Raw genomic sequence first — 17,765 nt, 5'->3', positions numbered from 1 at the left:
CGGAGCTGATTGCGGTGAGGATGTCATACTGGTCTCCGATCCAATTGCTGCACGTTGCATATCATAGCCTCAGCTAGGCTGAAGCGTCTCTCCTGGCAACAGTCCCCAGAACACCCGCCTGGGGAGCCATCCCGTATATCCCTTGACCACCACCCGGCACCATGTTGACCCTTCGGGACAGAGTTTCAGGGTCCCGACGGTTCCCGGCTGGAGAATGGCGACGACCGCACTGCTTTCGTCCGCCTGACTGTATAGCAGAACATCGCCCTGACGCGCCCTCGCCTCCGCCTGATTGGGCACATAACCGAGAACGCGGGCATCGGCTTTCCCGATCACATCGCCCGATTTCGCGGAAGCCTCTCCGAGAGCTGCGGCGTGACCCTCGGGGGGCTGGCCGGGAATGACGAAGGTACGCTGTCCGACGAGCGTCGCCTGATGAACCCAGCCCTTCATGCCGTCGGAATCCTCGACGAGACGCCAGACATCGAACTCACGCTCGATTTCGACCGGCAGACCGCGACGATGATAGACCCATTCGATCGGATAACGCTGGCCCGGCCCCTTGCGCATATAGACCTTGTCCGCCCGCATGGCGGCAAAGCGCGGCAAGGGCAGACCTGTATTGGTTCCCTTGTCCTGCACCTGAGGCACGGCGGTCTGAGGCGTCGCAGCGCTGCTTCCCGCGGCTGACGCCGCATCGGCTGTCACTGCGGCGGCAGCACCGGCCGCGGCGACACCTCCCGCTGCGGCAGCGACCTTCCGGGCATGATGCTTCGATGCCGTATGGCTTCTGGCCGGAGCGGCACCATGAGACGGGGAATGGCTCGATCCGTGTTTCGTGCCGTGTTTCGTGCCATGTTTCGCGACGGTTCCGGAATGCCGCGTGCGATGCGCGGTATGCGCCTTGCCCGCATGCCCCGAGCCCGCCTTCTTCGCGTGAGAGGCCGCGGCTTTCGCCGGATGTTTGTGATGATGCGTGGCGTGCCGCTTCGAAGGCGGCGCAGCCTGTGCCGCCGCGCCGAACGGCAGCAGAATCGCCAGCCCGATGCCATAAACCGTGCGGAATGTCTTCATGGCTGCATGGGTGCCAACTTGTCGCGCTCCGGGCAAGAGGGGCAGACCGACTACAAACTCAGAATCTGGGCATCGGCGCTGCGTTCGAGAAAGCGCGTGACACCGCACAATGTCGCTTCCGGGCATAGCGCCTCCTCGTCCAGCCCTGCGGCACGGAGGCCGGCCTCGCAGGCGAGCACCTCGCCACCGAGCTCGAAAACGGCCAGACGCAGGGTCTCGAGCCCGGCCACACCGCGTGCGCGAAAGGTTTCGTCATGCGATGCGCCGACGAGACCGGACCAGTCCCGGCACAGGGCCAGCACACCCGCACCCCCGCCGAAAAGAATGACCCTGCGCCCGAGCGCGAGCGCTCCGGCCGCGAGCACAAAAGCGTGATGAGCCCGTTCGTACTCCGGACCGGCGATCAGAATGGCAAGGCTGCGCCCCGTCTGCACCTCGCCCGTCTGCCCCCCGTCCGTCTGCCCCCCGCCCGTCTGCGAGGCTATCCCCGCGGTCATCTTCCGGCTCCGCACCCTGCGCAGGCAGGATCGGGAGACAGGGACAGGGTACGGAACACCCCGTCGAGCGCATTCCAGACCAGGACCCGACCGCTCATCCCCCTGCCGATCGCAAGCAGTTCCTTGAGTGCCTCGGTCGCCATGAGCGTGCCGATCACGCCGGTCACGGCGCCGAAAATACCGGCCTGCCCGCAACCCGGCGCCTCTGCCTCGTCCGCATCCGGATGGAGGCAGCGATAACACGGCCCCCCCGTCTGCGGCGAGAAGGTCGAGACCGTCCCCTCGAAACGCTGTACGGCACCGGATATGAGCGTCTTGCCCAGACTCTGGCAGCAATCTGCCACGGCATAACGCGTCGTGAAATTATCGCTCCCGTCACAGACGAGATCGTAACCGGCCATGATGGCAGGCAGGGTCCGGGCATCGACCCTGGTCTCATGGATCTCGACCCGGATGTCAGGATTGAGCGCAGAGAGACGCGCCTGCCCGCGCCGGGCCTTTCCCTGCCCGATATCGCCGCTATCGAAGAGGATCTGCCGCTGGAGATTGCTCAGCTCGACACGATCGTCATCGGCGAGACCGATCCGCCCCACACCGGCGGCGGCGAGGTAGAGGGCGAGAGGACTCCCCAGCCCTCCGGCCCCGACGATCAGAACCGACGCCGCACGCAATCTGGCCTGACCGGTCGCGCCGACCTCCGGGAGCAGGATATGACGGGAATAACGCTGTAGCGCCTCGTCGGGGAACGTGAGGTCGAAGGAAGAAACCGTCATCTGGGTGTCTTGTTTCCGCTCAAAAAAAACCATCTCGGCGCTCGGGATTTAGATGACAAGAGCTATGGCAGTCCGTTACCATAAAGTCACTCAGACTCGACAAACAGAATGCTGCGCCTACCCGGAACGCCGTTTGTTACCGGCTTGATCGATTAAGGCGCGCCTCATGGCGCGTTCATGTCCCTTTTGCCAGTTGCAGAGAAATCCATGAGAGACCCAGCAGGATTGCCCGCCGAATTTGCGCCCGCGCCTTTCAGACTGGCGCTGCCCTCGCTCAGACGCACACCGCATATCGCGGGTGCCCTGTTCGTGGCCCTCGCCTGCATCTATGCGCTCTCTCCCTATCTCGCCCTTTGGTCTCTCTCCTCGGCGCTGAGAAGCCACGATACGGACACGCTCGCCCAGCATATCGACTGGAGCGCCCTGAGCGCCAGCCTGAAGAGCGATACGCTCGAGACGCTGCTGGGACCGCCCCCGGCCGAGGACGATCTTCCCGATTTCGGCACCTCCTTCGCGTCGGGCGCCGTCTCTCACGCCATCGACACGCATCTCACTCCGGAGACGCTGATGACGATGGCATCCCAGATGATTCATGCGCCCGCATCCGCCCCTGCTCCGGGATTGATGGCCCTCTATGCCCGCATCTCGGCGCATTTCGTGTCCCCGCTGCGCTTCGAGGCCGGGCTGATCACGGGCCCCGGCGGAAAACCGACGATCGTCCATCTCAAATTCGAACAATGGCGCTGGAAGATCACGCGCTTCGATATTCCCAAGGCCGCCTGACCTCACCTGTGCGGGCGAATCGGGTCCATCCGGCAAGTCCCGCCGCAACACGACAGGCTGAACACGAGAGAAAAGCCCGGAAACGGTATGGCTCCGCAGAGATCCCGGGGCTGTCTCTCCGGGCGTCGCTTCAGCGTTTTCCCTTTCCGAACCGTTTCACGACCCGCATGACCGTATAGGGCAGAAACAGGACCGCCCGCGATTTCGGACGGACACATGCCTGATAAAGTCTTAGCCGGAACCTGTCCTCGATTTTCAGTCGCGTATGCGTCTTCATCAGGGTCGCGAACTCATCGAGCATCGCGACGAATTCGTCGCGATGACGTGCCATCCGGATCTCGTGCGCATCGCGCGCGAAATAGATCGACTTCACGGCTTCCCAGACGATCAGGTTGCAGAAACGCGGAAATATCAATTCGCGCATATAGAGTTTCAGACGCTCGGGATCGGATCCGAACAGCGAACAGAGTTTCCGGATGAAGAGCAGACGGCTGCGACTCATCCGGATGCTGTGAGACGTGCTGTCCTTGTTGATGCACCAGACGGTAACCGGCTCGGGCAAAAAACTGTTCGAATATCCCGCGCGGAAGAGCCTCAGAAACAGGTCGTCATCCTCATAGCCCATGAATTGCGGGTCGAAACCGCCAACATGGTCGAAGGCCTCCCGCGCTATGAGAGATGCAGAGGGCAGGACATGCATGTCTCCTGCAATCATCTCACGGACCGATGTCTTGGGATGGTCGCTGTACCGGATGGCAATCGAGGTCTCGAGGATATGACCTTCGGCATCGGCCTCCATGAGATCCCCGTAAACCCAGCCGAAATGCGGATCGTTCCTCGGCACATGGTCCAGAAGGGTCTCGATATGGGTCCTGAGAAAGAAATCGTCCTGATCGAGGAAACAGAGATAGGTCGATACGGTCTGCGAGACACCGAAATTGCGGGCGGCGCCCTGCCCGCCATTTTCCTGACGAACGACACGCACGCCGTGGCGGGTCGCGATTTCATGCAGACGCGCGCTTTCCGCCGCCTCCGATCCGTCATCGACGATGAGGAAATCGTCGGCGGGCACCGTCTGGGAGAGAACGCTGACGATCGCCCGCTCGATATAACGGGATCCGTTATAGAACGGGATGATGACAGCAACCGTCCCGGGCGCCTTGCTGGGGGGGGCGACATTGTCCATCTGGCAATCCTGTAATCCGGCGCCAGAGCGGCGCGCCCCGCGAAGGGCCATGCAGGGCCTGAACGGGAGGAGAAAAATCGTCATTCCTGCCGCGATACCCACCCCGGACTCCGGAAGACGGGTCCGAAATCATGATCGGGGCGCGCGGCGGCACGGAAACCGTCCTGCCCTGCGTACGGGCAGAGGAAGCCTGGAGAAGCCCTCGTCAGGCGGGGGGCAGATCTTCCTCGAGAACGGTCACATGAACGGCGTAGGAAACCTCGCCCTCATCCTCGTCGCGGTGGATCGTGCCGATCACTTCGCCATTGACGGCCAGCTCTACGGAGAGCCCGGCACGAGGCGGCGCATTGACGGTCAGCTGCGGTGACCCGAGCAGGCGACGCAACGTTGTCTGCAGACGGGTAATCTCCGAAGAGGAAATAGCGGCCATGATCACTCCTTGAGGGATGGAAACGCGGTTGGATAAGTCGTGCGATCTGTAGAACATCATGCTTCGGGGGGGAACCGCCTTTCCCAACGCCTCTCATCCCCGCCTCTCGCACCCGCTTGTCGCACCGGGGAGGAGAGGAGCCGCCCCTTGCGACAGGGTCTTGCAACAACGTCTTACGCTGCGGCCTTTCTGCTGCCACGATTCGCAGGGAGTCTCACGGTCACGATCTGTCATCCGGGAGCGCCATGCGTCACGCCGTTCTGTCCACCTTCCTGTCCGTTGCCGCTATTGTCGTCCTGCTGGTCGCCACATGCGGAGGGGCCACGGCAAGAGCCTATTCGGCGCCGCATTTCTCGCATTCCCTCTCCGGACGGATTTCGAGCGATGGCCCGCGTTCCGTCGCCTGGCACCTGACGTTGCGTCATGACTGGTCCCGGGTCGAACGCGACATTGCCCGGAGCGACCCTGCACTCAGCTCTGCAACCCTGCGCGCGCTGATCGATTACGCACCCCGTCATGAAATTTCCGCAATGCAGAGGGCGCTTCGGTCGCGCCTTGGAAAAGACGCGCAATCGGGTCTCTCCGCGCTTTCTCCCGTCGCCCGAAGCCCCTATTCCGGCCGTGCCGTGTGCGGTGCAGGCGACGCGCGATGGAAACACCAGGTCCGGTCTTCCCTGCTCGCCGCGCACGATATCACCTACGCCCTGCAACGGGACGATTGCATTCGTGCCCTGAGGTTACATTCCCGAAATTGAAACGATTGCGATAAACGGGCAGATAGGGACTTCCTGATCAAGTCTCTGTTATCGTGGTGCCTCACCCGCGGGTGATTCGCCCCCCTATCGCATCGAGGATCCTGTTTTTGACTTCCACCCTGCGTTTCGCTCTGGGCGCCATGTCGCTTCTGAGCCTTGGCGGCTGCGGCTATTTCGACTCCCGGGAGGCCCATCGGGCCCAGATCGCGATGATCGGCATGACCTCCAACGACCTGCAGGCCTGTGCGGGCATTCCGAACTCGACGAAGACTCTCAACGATACGACACAGATCTATCAGTATGTCGGTACGATGAACCTGCCGAGCGCCAGCGACTCCACAATCATTCCGGTCCAGCAGCTCCTGAACATGACCCAGGTGACGCTGGGCGGTGCCGGCACGACCTGCAAGGCGATCATCCGCCTCGATCATGATCGCGTTTCCGAAGTGCACTATGCGGGCGACGACGACGAAATCATCGGATCGGACGGTATCTGCTCGATCATCACCCGCGGCTGCGCCCGCCAGCCCGAAGCCAGCATGCGCAAGGTCAATGGCGGTCCCTTCGGTCCCGTCTCGGCCTTCCACTCGCCTGCGGCGCCGAACCAGAGCACATCGGCGACCTATAACAAGCAATCGGGGGAGACGGTCCCGAATTACACGGATCCGAACCGACCGGTTATCGTGCCCCGGCCCTGAAAAGCGCCCCGGCGGCGATCGCCTGTCTCATGCGGGCGATCGCCGCGGGCAATCCGGAAAACACCGCCTCTCCGATCAGGAAATGGCCGATATTGAGCTCTTTCAGCCCGGCAAGACCGGCCACGGGCCCGACATTGTCGTAAGTCAGCCCGTGACCCGCATGCAGCTCGAGACCGCAGGACACCGCCACGGCGGCCCCATCGCATAGCCGCCCGAATTCCACATCCCCGGGATGATGGGCATAGGCACCGGTATGCAGCTCCACCACATCGGCACCGATACGCGCTGCCGTCTCTATCTGGGTCGCCTCCGGATCGACGAAGAGAGAGACACGAATCCCGGCCGCTTTCAGCCTTTCGATCTTCAGTGCGAGATCCCCTGCCTGGCCCAGTACGTCGAGCCCCCCCTCGGTCGTGACCTCCTCCCGCTTCTCGGGAACGAGGCAACAGGCATGAGGCCCGAGCGCACAGGCCAGCGCGACCATCTCCTCTGTCGCGGCCATTTCGAAATTGAGCGGGACGGATAATTCGCGCCTCAGACGGTTCATGTCCTCGTCGCGGATATGGCGCCGGTCCTCGCGCAGATGTGCGGTGATGCCATCCGCACCGCTCTTTTGCGCGAGAAGCGCCGCCGCAACAGGATCGGGGTGAGACCCGCCCCTGGCATTGCGTAGTGTCGCAACGTGATCGATGTTCACACCGAGCCGGATCATCCGTTCTTTTCCTTTGCATGCGCGCGTGCGTGGCCCAGTTCTCCTGCCAGGCGCAGGGCCGAGAGGAGGCTCGTGACATCGGCCTCGCCCTTGCCAGCAATTCCGAAAGCCGTCCCGTGATCGGGCGATGTCCGGACGATCGGCAGGCCCAGCGTCACATTGACCCCCGTCGCCATGTCGAGCGTCTTGAGCGGAATCAGCGCCTGATCGTGATACATGCACAAGGCGGCATCGTAACCGGGCCGCGCCAGATCCGTGAAAAGCGTGTCCGGCGGCCACGGCCCGGTCGCATCGATTCCCATCGCGCGCATCCGGGCGATGGCAGGAGCGATCGTCTCCTGCTCCTCCGATCCCATGACGCCGCCTTCTCCGGCATGGGGATTGAGTCCGGCAACGGCAATACGCGGCGCCGCGATCCCGAAATCGCGCTGCAAGGCGCGATGCAGCGTCGCCCCGACATGCACGATCCGAGACACGTTCAGCATGTCCATCGCTGCCCGAAGCCCGACATGAACGGTCACCGGCACGACGCGCAGCCGGGGTGAGGCGAGCATCATGATCTCCTCTCCCGGAACGTCGCAGAGGGCGGCGAGAAATTCCGTATGTCCGGGAAATCCGAAACCGGCTTCCCTGAGCACGATCTTGCTGATCGGGTTCGTCACCACTGCGCTGGCCTCTCCCGAAAGCGCAAGCGCCGTCGCCTTGCCAATCGAGGCGATAATGGCATCGGCAAAGCGGGATTCGGGGTGCCCCGCACGGACCGGGCCGGGAAGAGACAGCGGCATCACCGGAAGAGCGTTTTCGAAAACCGCGGCAGCCTCGCCCGCATTCCCGATGATCCTGACCGGGATCTCGTCGGCGACGAGGGAAGGATCGCCGATCCAGAAAAACGCCTCACCGCTCTCGCGAAGCATCCGCCAGGCCGCGATCGTGAGTTCCGGACCGATCCCGGCGGGATCGCCCATGGTCAGGGCAGGCAGCACGTCGCCCCCTCTTTGGTCAGAGCTGCGAAAAAGCGGAGAGGATACGCACCCAGGAACGGATTCCCTTGTGAAACGACTCGACGCCATACTGCTCGTTGGGTGAGTGGATACGGTCGTCATCCTGAGCGAATCCGATCAGGAGCGAGTCCATGTCGAGCGCCTCCTTCACCTCGGCCACGACCGGGATCGACCCGCCGCAGCCGATCGAAACCGCAGGCACGCCCCATTCCTTGCCGAGCGCATCCAGCGCGGTCTTCAGAAGCGGGCCATTCTCAGGCACGGCAAAACCGCTCGATGCACCATGCTCGCTGAACGTCACCCGCGCATCGTCAGGCATCGCATTTCTCACATGGGCACGGAAAGCCGCACGCACGGCCTCCGGATCCTGGCCCGGCACGAGACGGAACGACACCTTCGCCATGGCCTTCGCGGGGAGCACAGTCTTGAATCCGTCTCCCTCATATCCGCCGGAGATGCCATTGATCTCGTAGCTCGGACGCGCCCATATCTGCTCGACGGCCGTAAATCCTGCCTCCCCGGCAGCCCGGGACAAGCCGACCGGCCCGAGCGTGAGCGAGTCGTCGGGGAAGATCGCCCGCCACTGGTCCCGAACCGAATCGGACGGGACGATGACCCCGTCATAGAAGCCCGGCAGCGTCACGCGTCCCTCGCTGTCGCGCACCGAGCCGAGCGCCTGACACAGCAACTCGATCGGATTGCGCGCCGCATTGCCGAACATGCCCGAATGCAGATCGTGGGTCGCGCATTCGATCGTGACCTCCTCACCGACCAGTCCGCGCAGGCTGGTCGTGATTGCGGGCGTCCTGCGGTCGGGCATACCCGTATCGCAGATCAGCGCGACATCGGCTTCGAGTTCATCCGCATTGGCCTTCAGGAAAGGCATCAGATTGGCGCCGCCGCTCTCCTCCTCTCCCTCGATCAGGACAGAGACCCTGACGGGCAGCGTTCCGTGCACGGCGCGCCAGGCCCGACAGGCCTCGATAAACGTCATGAGCTGCCCCTTGTCGTCCGAAGCACCGCGCGCGACGATGACCTGACGTCCATCCGGTCCCGTGACGAGGGAAGGCGCGAAAGGATCGCTCTTCCAGAGCGAAAGCGGATCGGTCGGCTGGACGTCATAATGCCCGTAGAACAGAACGTGCAGCCCTTGCGCCTCTTCCGGCCTGTCATGCCCCACGACCATGGGATGGCCGGGCGTCTCGCGGATCGTCGCGTCGAAGCCGAGCGCCGAAAGCTCGGTGCACAGCCATTGTGCCGCCAGACGACACGCTTGCGCATGATCCGGCTGGGCCGAAATACTGGGAATACGCAGAAACGCGAAAAGCCGTTCGAGGCTCTCGTTCAGATCCTGATCGACCCGCGTCAGAACGGCGTCCGAAACCTCAGCCACTGGCTCTCTCCCTCATCTCACCCGATCCGACGAGCCCGCCGAGCACCTCGCGATAGCGCGTTCGCATCGCATCGGCCTGCCTCCGCACCTCGCCGGAATGGCGTGTCCATTCATCCCTGTCCTGATAGAGCCTGAGTACCGCCTCTGCAAACCTTCCGGGATCGAGGCGGCGCGTCGTGGTCGGGCTGGTGCTCTCCTCCAGATCGCTGTCGATGCCGGGCAGGCCGCATCCCCCGGCGATGAGCCGCGCCAGGGAGGGACGACCGGGCACATCATCGGGCACGATGAGGAGGCGGCAGGCTTTCGCGAGCGCGATGAAGGACCCTCGCCCCTCGATCGGCGGCGCAATGCGCTGATAATAGGTCATCAGCGACAATTCGGACGGAAGCGGCCCCTCACAGGCCAGGATCAGCTTCACGCTGTCCGGCAGACGGCCTTCGAGACGCGGGAGAACCTCCCTCACGAACCATTTGAGAAAGCGGATCTCGTAGTCCTGACCGGTCGCTTCGGAAACGCAGAAAAGAAGATGGTGGCGCGCCTCAAAGGCCGCACCACCGACGGAAGGCGGGTTTTCTCCGAGCAGTACAGGCCTGTTACCCTGGAATGCCTCGAGGAGCCCGGCCTGGTCCTCATTCGTGACCACGATATCCTGACAGAACCAGAGCTGACGCAATTCCTCCGCGATCCCGCTCCGGAACAGGAGCTCATGCGCCTGAAACGCCCCGGTAGACACGTCGATCTCGCGCAGCGCCGCATGCTCTGCATGGCTCTGCAGCTCGCGCAGATCGAGGGTCAGACCGTCTTCCGGCAAAAGGGCCGCCTGCCCGGACAGCACCTCGAACGCCTCGGAAAGAGTCCGACCGCCGCAGATCCAGATCCGGTCGAACCCGCGCGCCCTCGTCCTGAGCATCTCGTCCAGACCGGAAAGCGAGCCGGCTCGACGTTCCACCTCTTCGGGAAGACCTCCCGCTTCGTCGCGCCTCTCCCGAACTCCGCAGCTCTCTTCACGCCCTTCGCCGGGCCCGTCCAGATCGAAGACCGTGATCTGGCACCCCAGCCCCACGAGCGCGTCACACAGGGACTGCATCCGTACGCGATGACGAAACGAGCTCCATTGCGACGATCGGGCGAGAATCAGGACACGGCGACCGAACCGCGGAGAACGATAGAGGGATTCGGGAGAGCCGGAAATCACGGGCGGATAGCCACGCAGGATATCGCCGAAATGCCGTCGTATCGCCTCGCGCCCCTCCGCCCGGACGATTGCCGCACGCGCGTCCTCGATCTCCCTCTCTCCGGGGTTCTCTCCGTCGCTCTCCCCGGCGACGAGAAATGCGGGATCGTAAATGAGGCCGGCCTCCGGCGCACCCTGGCGCAGCAGCAGCCCCAGAACGGCCCAGACCTGCCCGCGATCTCCCAGCATCTCGAAACGATCGAGCTGCCCCGGCACGGATTGCAGGGACTCCCGACGGCATAGCAGGGCGCCGGGCCCTGCCGTATCGCAGGTACGGACGAAATCGACATCGGGAGAGAAGGCCTCCCGCCCGGCGGCATAGGGAAAGATGCTCCCGTCGCGCGCAAGCGTGGCGCCCGCCGACAGCACGGAGAGATCCCCGGAGACGATCTGCGGCACGACAGCCAGCGCCCTGTCCGCCTCGAGCCGTGCGCGAGCCGCGGATACCGCACCGAGGAAAGGACGACATCCGGCATCGATGAGCAGGACCGTCTCGCCACGAATCTGCCCGCCCGCCTGCTGCCAGCAGGATTGCAGCGAGGCGCCGGGAGCACGGAGGATGTCCATCCCGCTCGCATAACGCGCGAGTTCCGCGGTTTCGTCCTGCATCCCCGTATCGATCAGCAGGATCTGCGTCGTGCCGTCATTCCCCTCATGCAGCCCGGCGAGCGTGTGCAACACTTTGAGGAAGCCGCCGTGAGCCACAACGATCACGCTCAGGGCCGGTGCGCCGACATACCGGAAATCGAGAGGCGTGCGGGCCAGAAGAGGCAGCAGCGTCTCGGCACGCAAGGCGACGAGCTGGGCGATCTGTCCGGGTGAGGCCTGTTCGGGTGAGGCCTGTTCGGATGCAGCGTGCTCGGGTGAGGCCTGTTCGGGCCCGGAATCGGGAGCAGAACCCCGCTTCGCCGCATCCCGGACGAGCGCGACGAAGGGATTGTTCTGCATCTGCGCCCATGACGGCGCGCTGTCCTGACAGGGTGTCGGCGCAAGGACGATGCCCTCGGCCGGGCTGCGCCCCTCGAACAGCCCGAAACGTATGAAATGCTCATAGCCGTTCCGGACGCCACGGGCACGCACGAGATCGTTCACATCGGGATTATGGTCGAGATACCAGGTTTCGTCGAAGAACGGTCCGGGAGAATATCCCGTCGGTGCATCGTTCGAGAGATAATGATGCAAGGGAGAAACGAACTCCCGACGGGCTATCGCCTCGGTTATTTCGGGATAGCGCTCGAGATACCACGCGGTATCGAAATACCAGGTCACCCGCAGCCCGGCGGTATCGTCCGCATAGACGAGGCGGGAAAACTCGCCCTGATCCGGGTCGAAAGGCAGCCGGTGCTCGAGCAGGGCACTGCGCAACAGATCGGGCACCAGAAACCGCGAACTGACACGACGCTCCCGCTGGCCGATCGTCAGATAATGATCGTATCCGTTGCTGAAGCCGCGTTCGCGCACCAGAGCCGGGGTCAGATCGGGATTGAGCCGGAAATATTCGCTTTCCGAAAACAGCCAGTGACAGGATCGCCCCCGATGGCCCGTTTCGCAGTAATGCTGGAACCCGGACTCGAACACCCCCATGCGTATGCCGTTCTCGACATCGGCATGAACGCGCCTGTACCAGATCTCGTCGAACAGGCGGTTCGGCGACTGGGCATGACGGGCGCCGTCGCGCTGCCAGAAGGCGAACAGGGCCTCATCGTCGGATGGAACATGACCGTTCATGGCCAGAATCGAATCGTGATAACGCACACGATACCAGGCCGCATCGAATACGGCCCAGTCGGGAACGTGGCCTTGCCGCTCCTCCCACGGGGCGACGGCGGTAATCGTTTCGGATATCTGGGTCATGGCGCCATATCCGGACGGTCAGGACTGCCCGCGCCGGTTCTGGAGCAGGGCGTGGAAATCGACGGGCTGGATATTGGCAACGGGGAAACCCGCCTCCCGGATCAGGCTGAGCAGGACGTGTCGGGCCGAGGGGAAAAGCTGTCTCGGGGCCTCGATCAGCAGCAGCGCCTCGATCATGTCCTGCCGGACATTCTGCAGGGCGAAGAGACCCGCATAGATCATCTCCACCTTGTACAGCATTTCGGGCTCGGGCTGGTCGGGCGTGGGCGCCTGTCGATATCCGATCCCCTGCAGGGCGATGCTGACTTCGAAATTCGGCTGGTCTTCGCTCAGCTGACGGGCGTTGACGTCCAGCCGCAAACCGATATGCGGGCGCGGAGGCAGATTGTAGAAAGCCTCGGGCGCCCCGACAGAGGCGATGCTGGACGATTTCAGATATTGCGTACCCGTGATGAGCGAGGGTGCCGCGCCACCCGGTGCGGCGCCATCCCGCCCGGCTCCACCCTGTCCGCCTCCACCCTGTCCGGCTCCATCGTTTCCCGTCATGTTCTGCTGTTCAGACATCGGTTCAGACATCGGCGTTTCTTCTTCCTTGTCCTCTTGAGTTCATCAAGCTTGTGTCATGACTTGCGAAAGAACGCCAGACGGTCGCAACCCTGCTTCAGAACATCCGGCCGCGCAGAAATCCGAGCGCCGGCAGCGGCCGCCATTGCCTCGGGAGATCCGCCCGCCGGATCGGGCATATCTCGTAGCGCAAGGGCGCTTTCTCCTCCGTGGCGAGAAACTGGCGATATTCGCGCACCTGCCGGCTCCGCCAGTCGCAATCGGCCTGTGCCGCCTCGCGACTGGCATGGATATCGGCAATCCGGCTGCGTCGTCCCTGCCAGGCCATCACGGCCCAGAGACGATCGCTCTTCATCGCAGGGGGGCGAAAAGGCAGAAGCTGGGCCATTGGAGCGCGGCATCCTCCATCGCAGGGCGGTCCTCGAAGGAGCGGATCACGCCCCCGCCTGCACCGTCAAGAAAAAGCAACAAACCTTGCTGCCTCCCGGAACCCACTGTAGAGCGATACGCTCAGTTACCGGCACGAAGTTCTTGCGCCGATACCCTGTTCAGGTGAGGTCCGTAAATGTTGCGCTTACTCGTTCTCGTCGTTTTCCTCGTGATTCTCATCACCTTCGCTCTCAGCAACCCGGACCCTCAATCCCTCTGGATCGTTTCCTATGGCTGGCAGTTCTCCGTCGGCATGCTCGTTCTCGGGGTCGGCGCCGGGAGCTTCCTGCTCGGCGGGCTGGTGATGTTCGTCGGCGAGGTCAAGCAGCGCTCGCGTGCGCGCAAGGCCGAGCAGCAGGTCCGCAGCCTCGAATCCCAGGTGCTCGAGCTGCATCAGCGTCTCGACCGTATGACGCTCGCGGCAGAGCCCGCACGCCAGACGGCCGATCCCGCGACCGGCACCGCCCATACCGCGCCCTGACCGGGTTTTCCGGTCCGCGATGCATCTCCCCGATCCGAGCAGAATTTCGACCCGAGCAGATTTCATGAAACGCACCCGCCTCATTGCCGCACTCGACACACAGGATCTCGATCAGGCCCGGTCATGGGCCGCGCGTCTGGACGGCCATGTCGATGCGATCAAGCTGGGGCTCGAATTCACCTACGCACAGGGGCTGGCTGCGGTGCGCGACGTTGCCGCCGAGCGTACGCTGTTTCTCGACCTCAAACTGCACGACATTCCCAATACCGTCGCCAAGGGGCTGACGAGCCTCGCCCCGATCGGACCGGCCCTTCTGACGATTCATGCAAGCGGTGGCGCGGCCATGATCCGGGCCGCGAGACAGGCGATCGACGCGGCCTATCCGCCCCTTCACCGCCCGATCCTTCTCGCCGTGACCGTTCTCACCAGTCTCGACGCGGCCGCGCTGCGCGAAACCGGCATCGACGCGACCCCGCGCGATCAGGTTCTGCGGCTCGGCAAGCTGGCGATGACCTCCGGTGCGGACGGGCTCGTCTGCTCCGCCGAGGAAATCGCCCCCCTGCGCGACGCCCTGGGCGAGTCCCCCGTTCTGGTCGTTCCCGGTATCCGCCCGGCGGGCAGTGCGGCAGACGACCAGAAGCGCATCATGACACCGCATCAGGCCGCCCGGGCGGGCGCCGACTGGATCGTGGTGGGGCGCCCCATCACGCAGGCCGCCGATCCGGCTGCTGCGGCCGCCGCGATCCAGGCAGAACTCGCCGGGATATGACGGTCGACGTCAAGATCTGCGGGATTACGGATCCCGTCGCTCTGGCCGCCGCGCATGAGGCGGGCACGAAATGGGCCGGTTTCGTGTTTTTCGAACGCTCCCCGCGCCATGTCACGCCCGGGATCGCCGCCGGGATTCTCGCGCGCCAGCAGGGCGCCATGCCGCTTGCGGTAGGGCTGTTCGTGGGCGCGGGGGATGACGAGATCGCGGCCACGCTGCGTGATGTCCCTCTCGATATCCTTCAGATCTACGACTCGCTTGACCGCGCGCGCGCGATCCGCACCCGGTTCGGCCTGCCGGTCTGGCGTTCCTGTCCGGTTTCGACCCCGGGAGACCTCCCGGGTGCGACCGGACTGGACGGCCATGTGATCGAACCGCGCGCGCCCGCCGATGCCGCGCTTCCGGGCGGCAATGGCGAGACGATGAACTGGGCCTTGTTGCAGGACTGGCGCCCTGCCCTGCCCTGGATGCTCGCAGGCGGCCTGACGCCGGAGAATGTGGCGCTGGCCATCTCCCGCACGGGCGCCTGCGCCGTCGACGTCTCCTCGGGGGTCGAAGAGGCTCCGGGCAGGAAGTCGCCCGCCCTGATTCGAAACTTCATCAAAAGCGCGAACGACCCTTGCGCGGCGAATAAAAAATGATATGGTCCGCCCCGCGCTGGAGAGATGGCCGAGCGGCTTAAGGCGCACGCTTGGAAAGCGTGTGTACGTTAATAGCGTACCGTGGGTTCGAATCCCACTCTCTCCGCCACCCCCCTTCCTTTTCGAATACGCTCTCCCGACCGGAAAAAGCAGCCGCGCCGCGCTGTCCTGAAACACGGGGTGCCGGGCCGCATGACAACTGTCCTCGTGCGGCTGACCCTGCCTCGCCCCATGTCGGCCTCTCACGCACGCCACGCAAGCGCGGTACGTATCCCCGATCCCGACATCGACACATCAGGCGCCGGCGGCAAGCTGTTCCTGCTGCTCCTTGCAGGCTTTGCGGAGTTCGAGCGCAACATCATTCGCGAGCGTGCGCTGTCGGCACGCACGATGTCGAAGCTCGTGCATGCCTCAAAGATGACAGCATGGCGAGCCATGAATTCCCGGAAATCGCATCACAAACCCCGTCTCATGATTGCACGACGAAGCTTGGAGCCATGCAATTAAGGACCATTCCTAGATAGGGTGTTTCCGGGCGAGCATAATTTTAAAGATAGCCGAGCGCCTATGATCGAGCATCTTCCGGGTCAAAACATTGGATTTATTGCGAAAGATCTTTATCATATCAGAAATCAAAAAGGGGTGCGAGATGACGACTATAATCAGTCTATTTAACCACAAAGGCGGCGTCAGCAAAACAACAACAGCTTTCAATCTTGGCTGGATGATAGCTAAAAAGGAAAAAAATGTACTTCTAGTCGATTGTGACCCACAATGCAATTTGACTGGCATGGTATTGGGCCTAGAAAATGAGTACAATACCGATTCTATTCAAGGAAATTTTCGGGGTCGAGCCAAAAATATTTATGAAGGTCTTTCCCCAGCATTCGAATCTCGACCATCTTTGATTGAAGCTGTCGAGTGTCCGCAAGTCCCAGGAAATGACCGTCTTCGATTACTGCCTGGCCATATTGGTCTCGCAGAATACGAGGTTACCCTTGGAATCGCGCAAGAACTATCTGGAACACTTATGACCCTGCGCAATCTTCCTGGGTCGCTTAGATATCTCATTGATAAAACTTCCGATCACTACGGGATTGATGTCGTAATTATCGATATGAGCCCAAGCCTTGGAGCCGTTAATCAAAACTTATTAGTTACAAGCGATCTATTTTTAGTGCCAATGCACCCGGATTATTTCTCAAATATGGCAGTGAAATCACTATCTAGCGTTTTACCAAAGTGGAAAGCATGGGGGACAGCGGCGTCGCAGCTTACTGTGTTACAAGAAGCTGAATATCCGTTTCCAAAAATCGATCCTAAATATTTGGGATATATCATTCAAAAATACAGACCTCGTGGCGGGTACCCCTCTCGCGCCTTTCAAGAGTGGATTGATCAGCTAGAGACGGCAATCGACACGACTTTTATTCCGGCAATGTCTAACTGCAATTTGATGCTAAGCGAATCTATCTACGAAGCATCTGGTTACAGCCCTCGGGAACCTATTCTCCAAATGCCTGACTTCAATTCATTAATTGCACGTTCTCAAGAACATCGGGTACCCATTTTTGAATTAACCCCTGCTCAGCTCGAACAGGCAGGAAGCGTATTGGAGAACACGCAGGCCTCTCAGAAAGCATTCTTCGAATTGTTTTCAACGGCAGCAAATCGAGTAATCGGAGCAATCGATGCAATCAATGCAATCAGCTCTTGAGGCATTCGATAATAGCCTAACTCGCGTGCGCCACATGCATGGGCTCCACAATACCTTGACTGTCACTTTGACATCAGCTGTCGATTTGAGCGACATTCTGCGCGCTGAGATTGTCATGGCAGTCAGCGCTTTGGATTACTATATACATGAGATTGCTCGCATTGGAATGCTTGAGTGTTGGGCAGGGAAGCGCGCTATTACAGATGCCTTCAAACGTTTTCCTTTGACGCTAGCAGCGGCGCAGAGCCTCGCACACGATGCCTCAGCAGCCACTATTCTCGACAACGAAATACGGGCTAAACACGGGTACGCATCATTCCAAAAACCAGACAAAATTGCCGATGCGGTACGTCTGTTTTCCTCTATTTCCCTTTGGGACGATGTAGGTCGACATTTGGGAAAGTCGCCCCAAGACGTGAAAGCTAGTTTAGGCCTGATAATTGACAGAAGAAATAAAATAGCGCACGAGGCGGATGTCGACCCATCATTCCCAGACCAGCTGTGGCCAGTAAGTTCTTCAGTAGTCGACCGTATGATAAACGATATCGAAGCTATTGGTCACGCGGTTCACGCAGCATGTAATCTAGATTGACATGCAGAAAACATCGTTGCAATACCGCCACATATCGATGAATAAGGCCGACTCTATAGCATTCGAAACGCTGACAAGAAGCACCTTCAAACGATACTCGCCAACGCGGCGGCCAAGCTCTCCTTACAAACGCATCATGCGCTCCGCGAGCAGGGGCGCTGAGCCATCCGGATGACGCCGGT

General features: G+C 61.9%; 20 protein-coding genes and 1 tRNA gene. 10 read left to right on the top strand and 11 right to left on the bottom strand.

The window, feature by feature from the left end; all coding sequences use genetic code 11:
* Nucleotides 1–69: 69 nt before the first annotated feature.
* The 3 genes from SSA02_RS12145 to SSA02_RS12135 are packed head-to-tail and all read right to left on the bottom strand — an operon-like array spanning nt 70 to nt 2,344.
* Nucleotides 70–1,074, bottom strand: coding sequence for an SH3 domain-containing protein (locus SSA02_RS12145; protein ID WP_147094355.1), 1,005 nt, complete (start codon nt 1,072–1,074; stop codon nt 70–72).
* Nucleotides 1,075–1,124: 50 nt separating this feature from the next.
* The gene (locus tag SSA02_RS12140; protein ID WP_147094354.1) at nt 1,125–1,571 is read right to left on the bottom strand and encodes a DsrE family protein; all 447 of its coding nucleotides are present in this window, start codon (nt 1,569–1,571) and stop codon (nt 1,125–1,127) included.
* Entirely contained in the window at nt 1,568–2,344 is a 777-nt protein-coding gene (locus SSA02_RS12135; protein ID WP_147094353.1) for a HesA/MoeB/ThiF family protein, read from the bottom strand. The genes SSA02_RS12140 and SSA02_RS12135 overlap by 4 nt, the downstream gene beginning before the upstream one ends.
* Before the next feature lie 207 nt (nt 2,345–2,551).
* On the opposite strand from SSA02_RS12135, the gene SSA02_RS12130 reads away from it, so the two are divergent.
* Nucleotides 2,552–3,127 (top strand): DUF2939 domain-containing protein, encoded by a 576-nt coding sequence (locus SSA02_RS12130; RefSeq protein WP_186807790.1) that lies wholly within the window; start codon nt 2,552–2,554, stop codon nt 3,125–3,127.
* 130 nt (nt 3,128–3,257) lie between these two features.
* On the opposite strand, the gene SSA02_RS12125 is transcribed toward SSA02_RS12130, so the two are convergent.
* Nucleotides 3,258–4,313: a glycosyltransferase family 2 protein gene (locus SSA02_RS12125; RefSeq protein ID WP_147094351.1), complete on the bottom strand. Its 1,056-nt coding sequence runs from the start codon at nt 4,311–4,313 to the stop codon at nt 3,258–3,260.
* Between the two features lie 205 nt (nt 4,314–4,518).
* Nucleotides 4,519–4,743: a DUF3126 family protein gene (locus tag SSA02_RS12120; RefSeq protein ID WP_147094350.1), complete on the bottom strand. Its 225-nt coding sequence runs from the start codon at nt 4,741–4,743 to the stop codon at nt 4,519–4,521.
* A 245-nt stretch (nt 4,744–4,988) separates the two neighbouring features.
* Between SSA02_RS12120 and SSA02_RS12115 the strand changes: the two genes are divergently transcribed.
* Together SSA02_RS12115 and SSA02_RS12110 are read left to right on the top strand one after the other, a co-directional pair.
* Nucleotides 4,989–5,498, top strand: coding sequence for a hypothetical protein (locus SSA02_RS12115; RefSeq protein ID WP_147094349.1), 510 nt, complete (start codon nt 4,989–4,991; stop codon nt 5,496–5,498).
* 140 nt (nt 5,499–5,638) lie between these two features.
* On the top strand, nt 5,639–6,196 hold the full coding sequence (locus tag SSA02_RS12110) for a hypothetical protein (protein ID WP_147094391.1): 558 nt from the start codon (nt 5,639–5,641) through the stop codon (nt 6,194–6,196).
* On the opposite strand, the gene SSA02_RS12105 is transcribed toward SSA02_RS12110, so the two are convergent.
* The 6 genes from SSA02_RS12105 to SSA02_RS12080 all read right to left on the bottom strand — a co-directional run bounded on the left by SSA02_RS12105 (nt 6,177) and on the right by SSA02_RS12080 (nt 13,342).
* Nucleotides 6,177–6,908: a pyridoxine 5'-phosphate synthase gene (locus SSA02_RS12105; protein ID WP_147094348.1), complete on the bottom strand. Its 732-nt coding sequence runs from the start codon at nt 6,906–6,908 to the stop codon at nt 6,177–6,179. The genes SSA02_RS12110 and SSA02_RS12105 overlap by 20 nt on opposite strands.
* Nucleotides 6,905–7,873 (bottom strand): 4-hydroxythreonine-4-phosphate dehydrogenase PdxA, encoded by a 969-nt coding sequence (pdxA, locus tag SSA02_RS12100; protein WP_246103905.1) that lies wholly within the window; start codon nt 7,871–7,873, stop codon nt 6,905–6,907. Before pdxA ends, SSA02_RS12105 begins: the two co-directional genes overlap by 4 nt.
* 34 nt (nt 7,874–7,907) lie before the next feature.
* Complete coding sequence (locus SSA02_RS12095) at nt 7,908–9,302, bottom strand: M20/M25/M40 family metallo-hydrolase (RefSeq protein ID WP_147094346.1); 1,395 nt, start codon at nt 9,300–9,302, stop codon at nt 7,908–7,910.
* Nucleotides 9,295–12,390, bottom strand: a complete 3,096-nt coding sequence (locus tag SSA02_RS12090) for a glycosyltransferase family 2 protein (RefSeq protein ID WP_147094345.1) — start codon at nt 12,388–12,390, stop codon at nt 9,295–9,297. Before SSA02_RS12090 ends, SSA02_RS12095 begins: the two co-directional genes overlap by 8 nt.
* An 18-nt stretch (nt 12,391–12,408) precedes the next feature.
* Nucleotides 12,409–12,966 (bottom strand): protein-export chaperone SecB, encoded by a 558-nt coding sequence (locus tag SSA02_RS12085; protein ID WP_147094344.1) that lies wholly within the window; start codon nt 12,964–12,966, stop codon nt 12,409–12,411.
* Nucleotides 12,967–13,051: 85 nt separating this feature from the next.
* Nucleotides 13,052–13,342 carry a hypothetical protein gene (locus SSA02_RS12080; RefSeq protein WP_147094343.1) on the bottom strand — a complete coding sequence of 97 codons (291 nt, stop codon included), beginning with the start codon at nt 13,340–13,342 and terminating at the stop codon, nt 13,052–13,054.
* Nucleotides 13,343–13,519: 177 nt separating this feature from the next.
* On the opposite strand from SSA02_RS12080, the gene SSA02_RS12075 reads away from it, so the two are divergent.
* The 7 genes from SSA02_RS12075 (at nt 13,520) to SSA02_RS12045 (ending at nt 17,583) form a co-directional block, all read left to right on the top strand.
* Nucleotides 13,520–13,864, top strand: coding sequence for a lipopolysaccharide assembly protein LapA domain-containing protein (locus SSA02_RS12075; RefSeq protein ID WP_147094342.1), 345 nt, complete (start codon nt 13,520–13,522; stop codon nt 13,862–13,864).
* Between the two features lie 64 nt (nt 13,865–13,928).
* Nucleotides 13,929–14,633, top strand: coding sequence for an orotidine-5'-phosphate decarboxylase (gene pyrF / locus SSA02_RS12070; RefSeq protein ID WP_147094341.1), 705 nt, complete (start codon nt 13,929–13,931; stop codon nt 14,631–14,633).
* Nucleotides 14,630–15,274 carry a phosphoribosylanthranilate isomerase gene (locus SSA02_RS12065; RefSeq protein WP_147094340.1) on the top strand — a complete coding sequence of 215 codons (645 nt, stop codon included), beginning with the start codon at nt 14,630–14,632 and terminating at the stop codon, nt 15,272–15,274. The genes pyrF and SSA02_RS12065 overlap by 4 nt, the downstream gene beginning before the upstream one ends.
* 18 nt (nt 15,275–15,292) lie before the next feature.
* Nucleotides 15,293–15,383: transfer RNA gene (locus SSA02_RS12060), tRNA-Ser, on the top strand.
* A gap of 83 nt (nt 15,384–15,466) precedes the next feature.
* Nucleotides 15,467–15,781: a recombinase family protein gene (locus SSA02_RS12055; protein ID WP_222591085.1), complete on the top strand. Its 315-nt coding sequence runs from the start codon at nt 15,467–15,469 to the stop codon at nt 15,779–15,781.
* Nucleotides 15,782–15,923: 142 nt separating this feature from the next.
* On the top strand, nt 15,924–16,991 hold the full coding sequence (locus SSA02_RS12050; protein WP_147094339.1) for a ParA family protein: 1,068 nt from the start codon (nt 15,924–15,926) through the stop codon (nt 16,989–16,991).
* Nucleotides 16,966–17,583 (top strand): HEPN domain-containing protein, encoded by a 618-nt coding sequence (locus SSA02_RS12045; RefSeq protein WP_147094338.1) that lies wholly within the window; start codon nt 16,966–16,968, stop codon nt 17,581–17,583. Before SSA02_RS12050 ends, SSA02_RS12045 begins: the two co-directional genes overlap by 26 nt.
* Nucleotides 17,584–17,765: the final 182 nt, after the last annotated feature.

Source organism: Swaminathania salitolerans (assembly GCF_007988945.1).
Classification (GTDB): Bacteria; Pseudomonadota; Alphaproteobacteria; order Acetobacterales; family Acetobacteraceae; genus Swaminathania; species Swaminathania salitolerans.
Note: the sequence above shows the minus strand (reverse complement) of the source record. Positions and strands in the feature narration are given on the sequence as shown.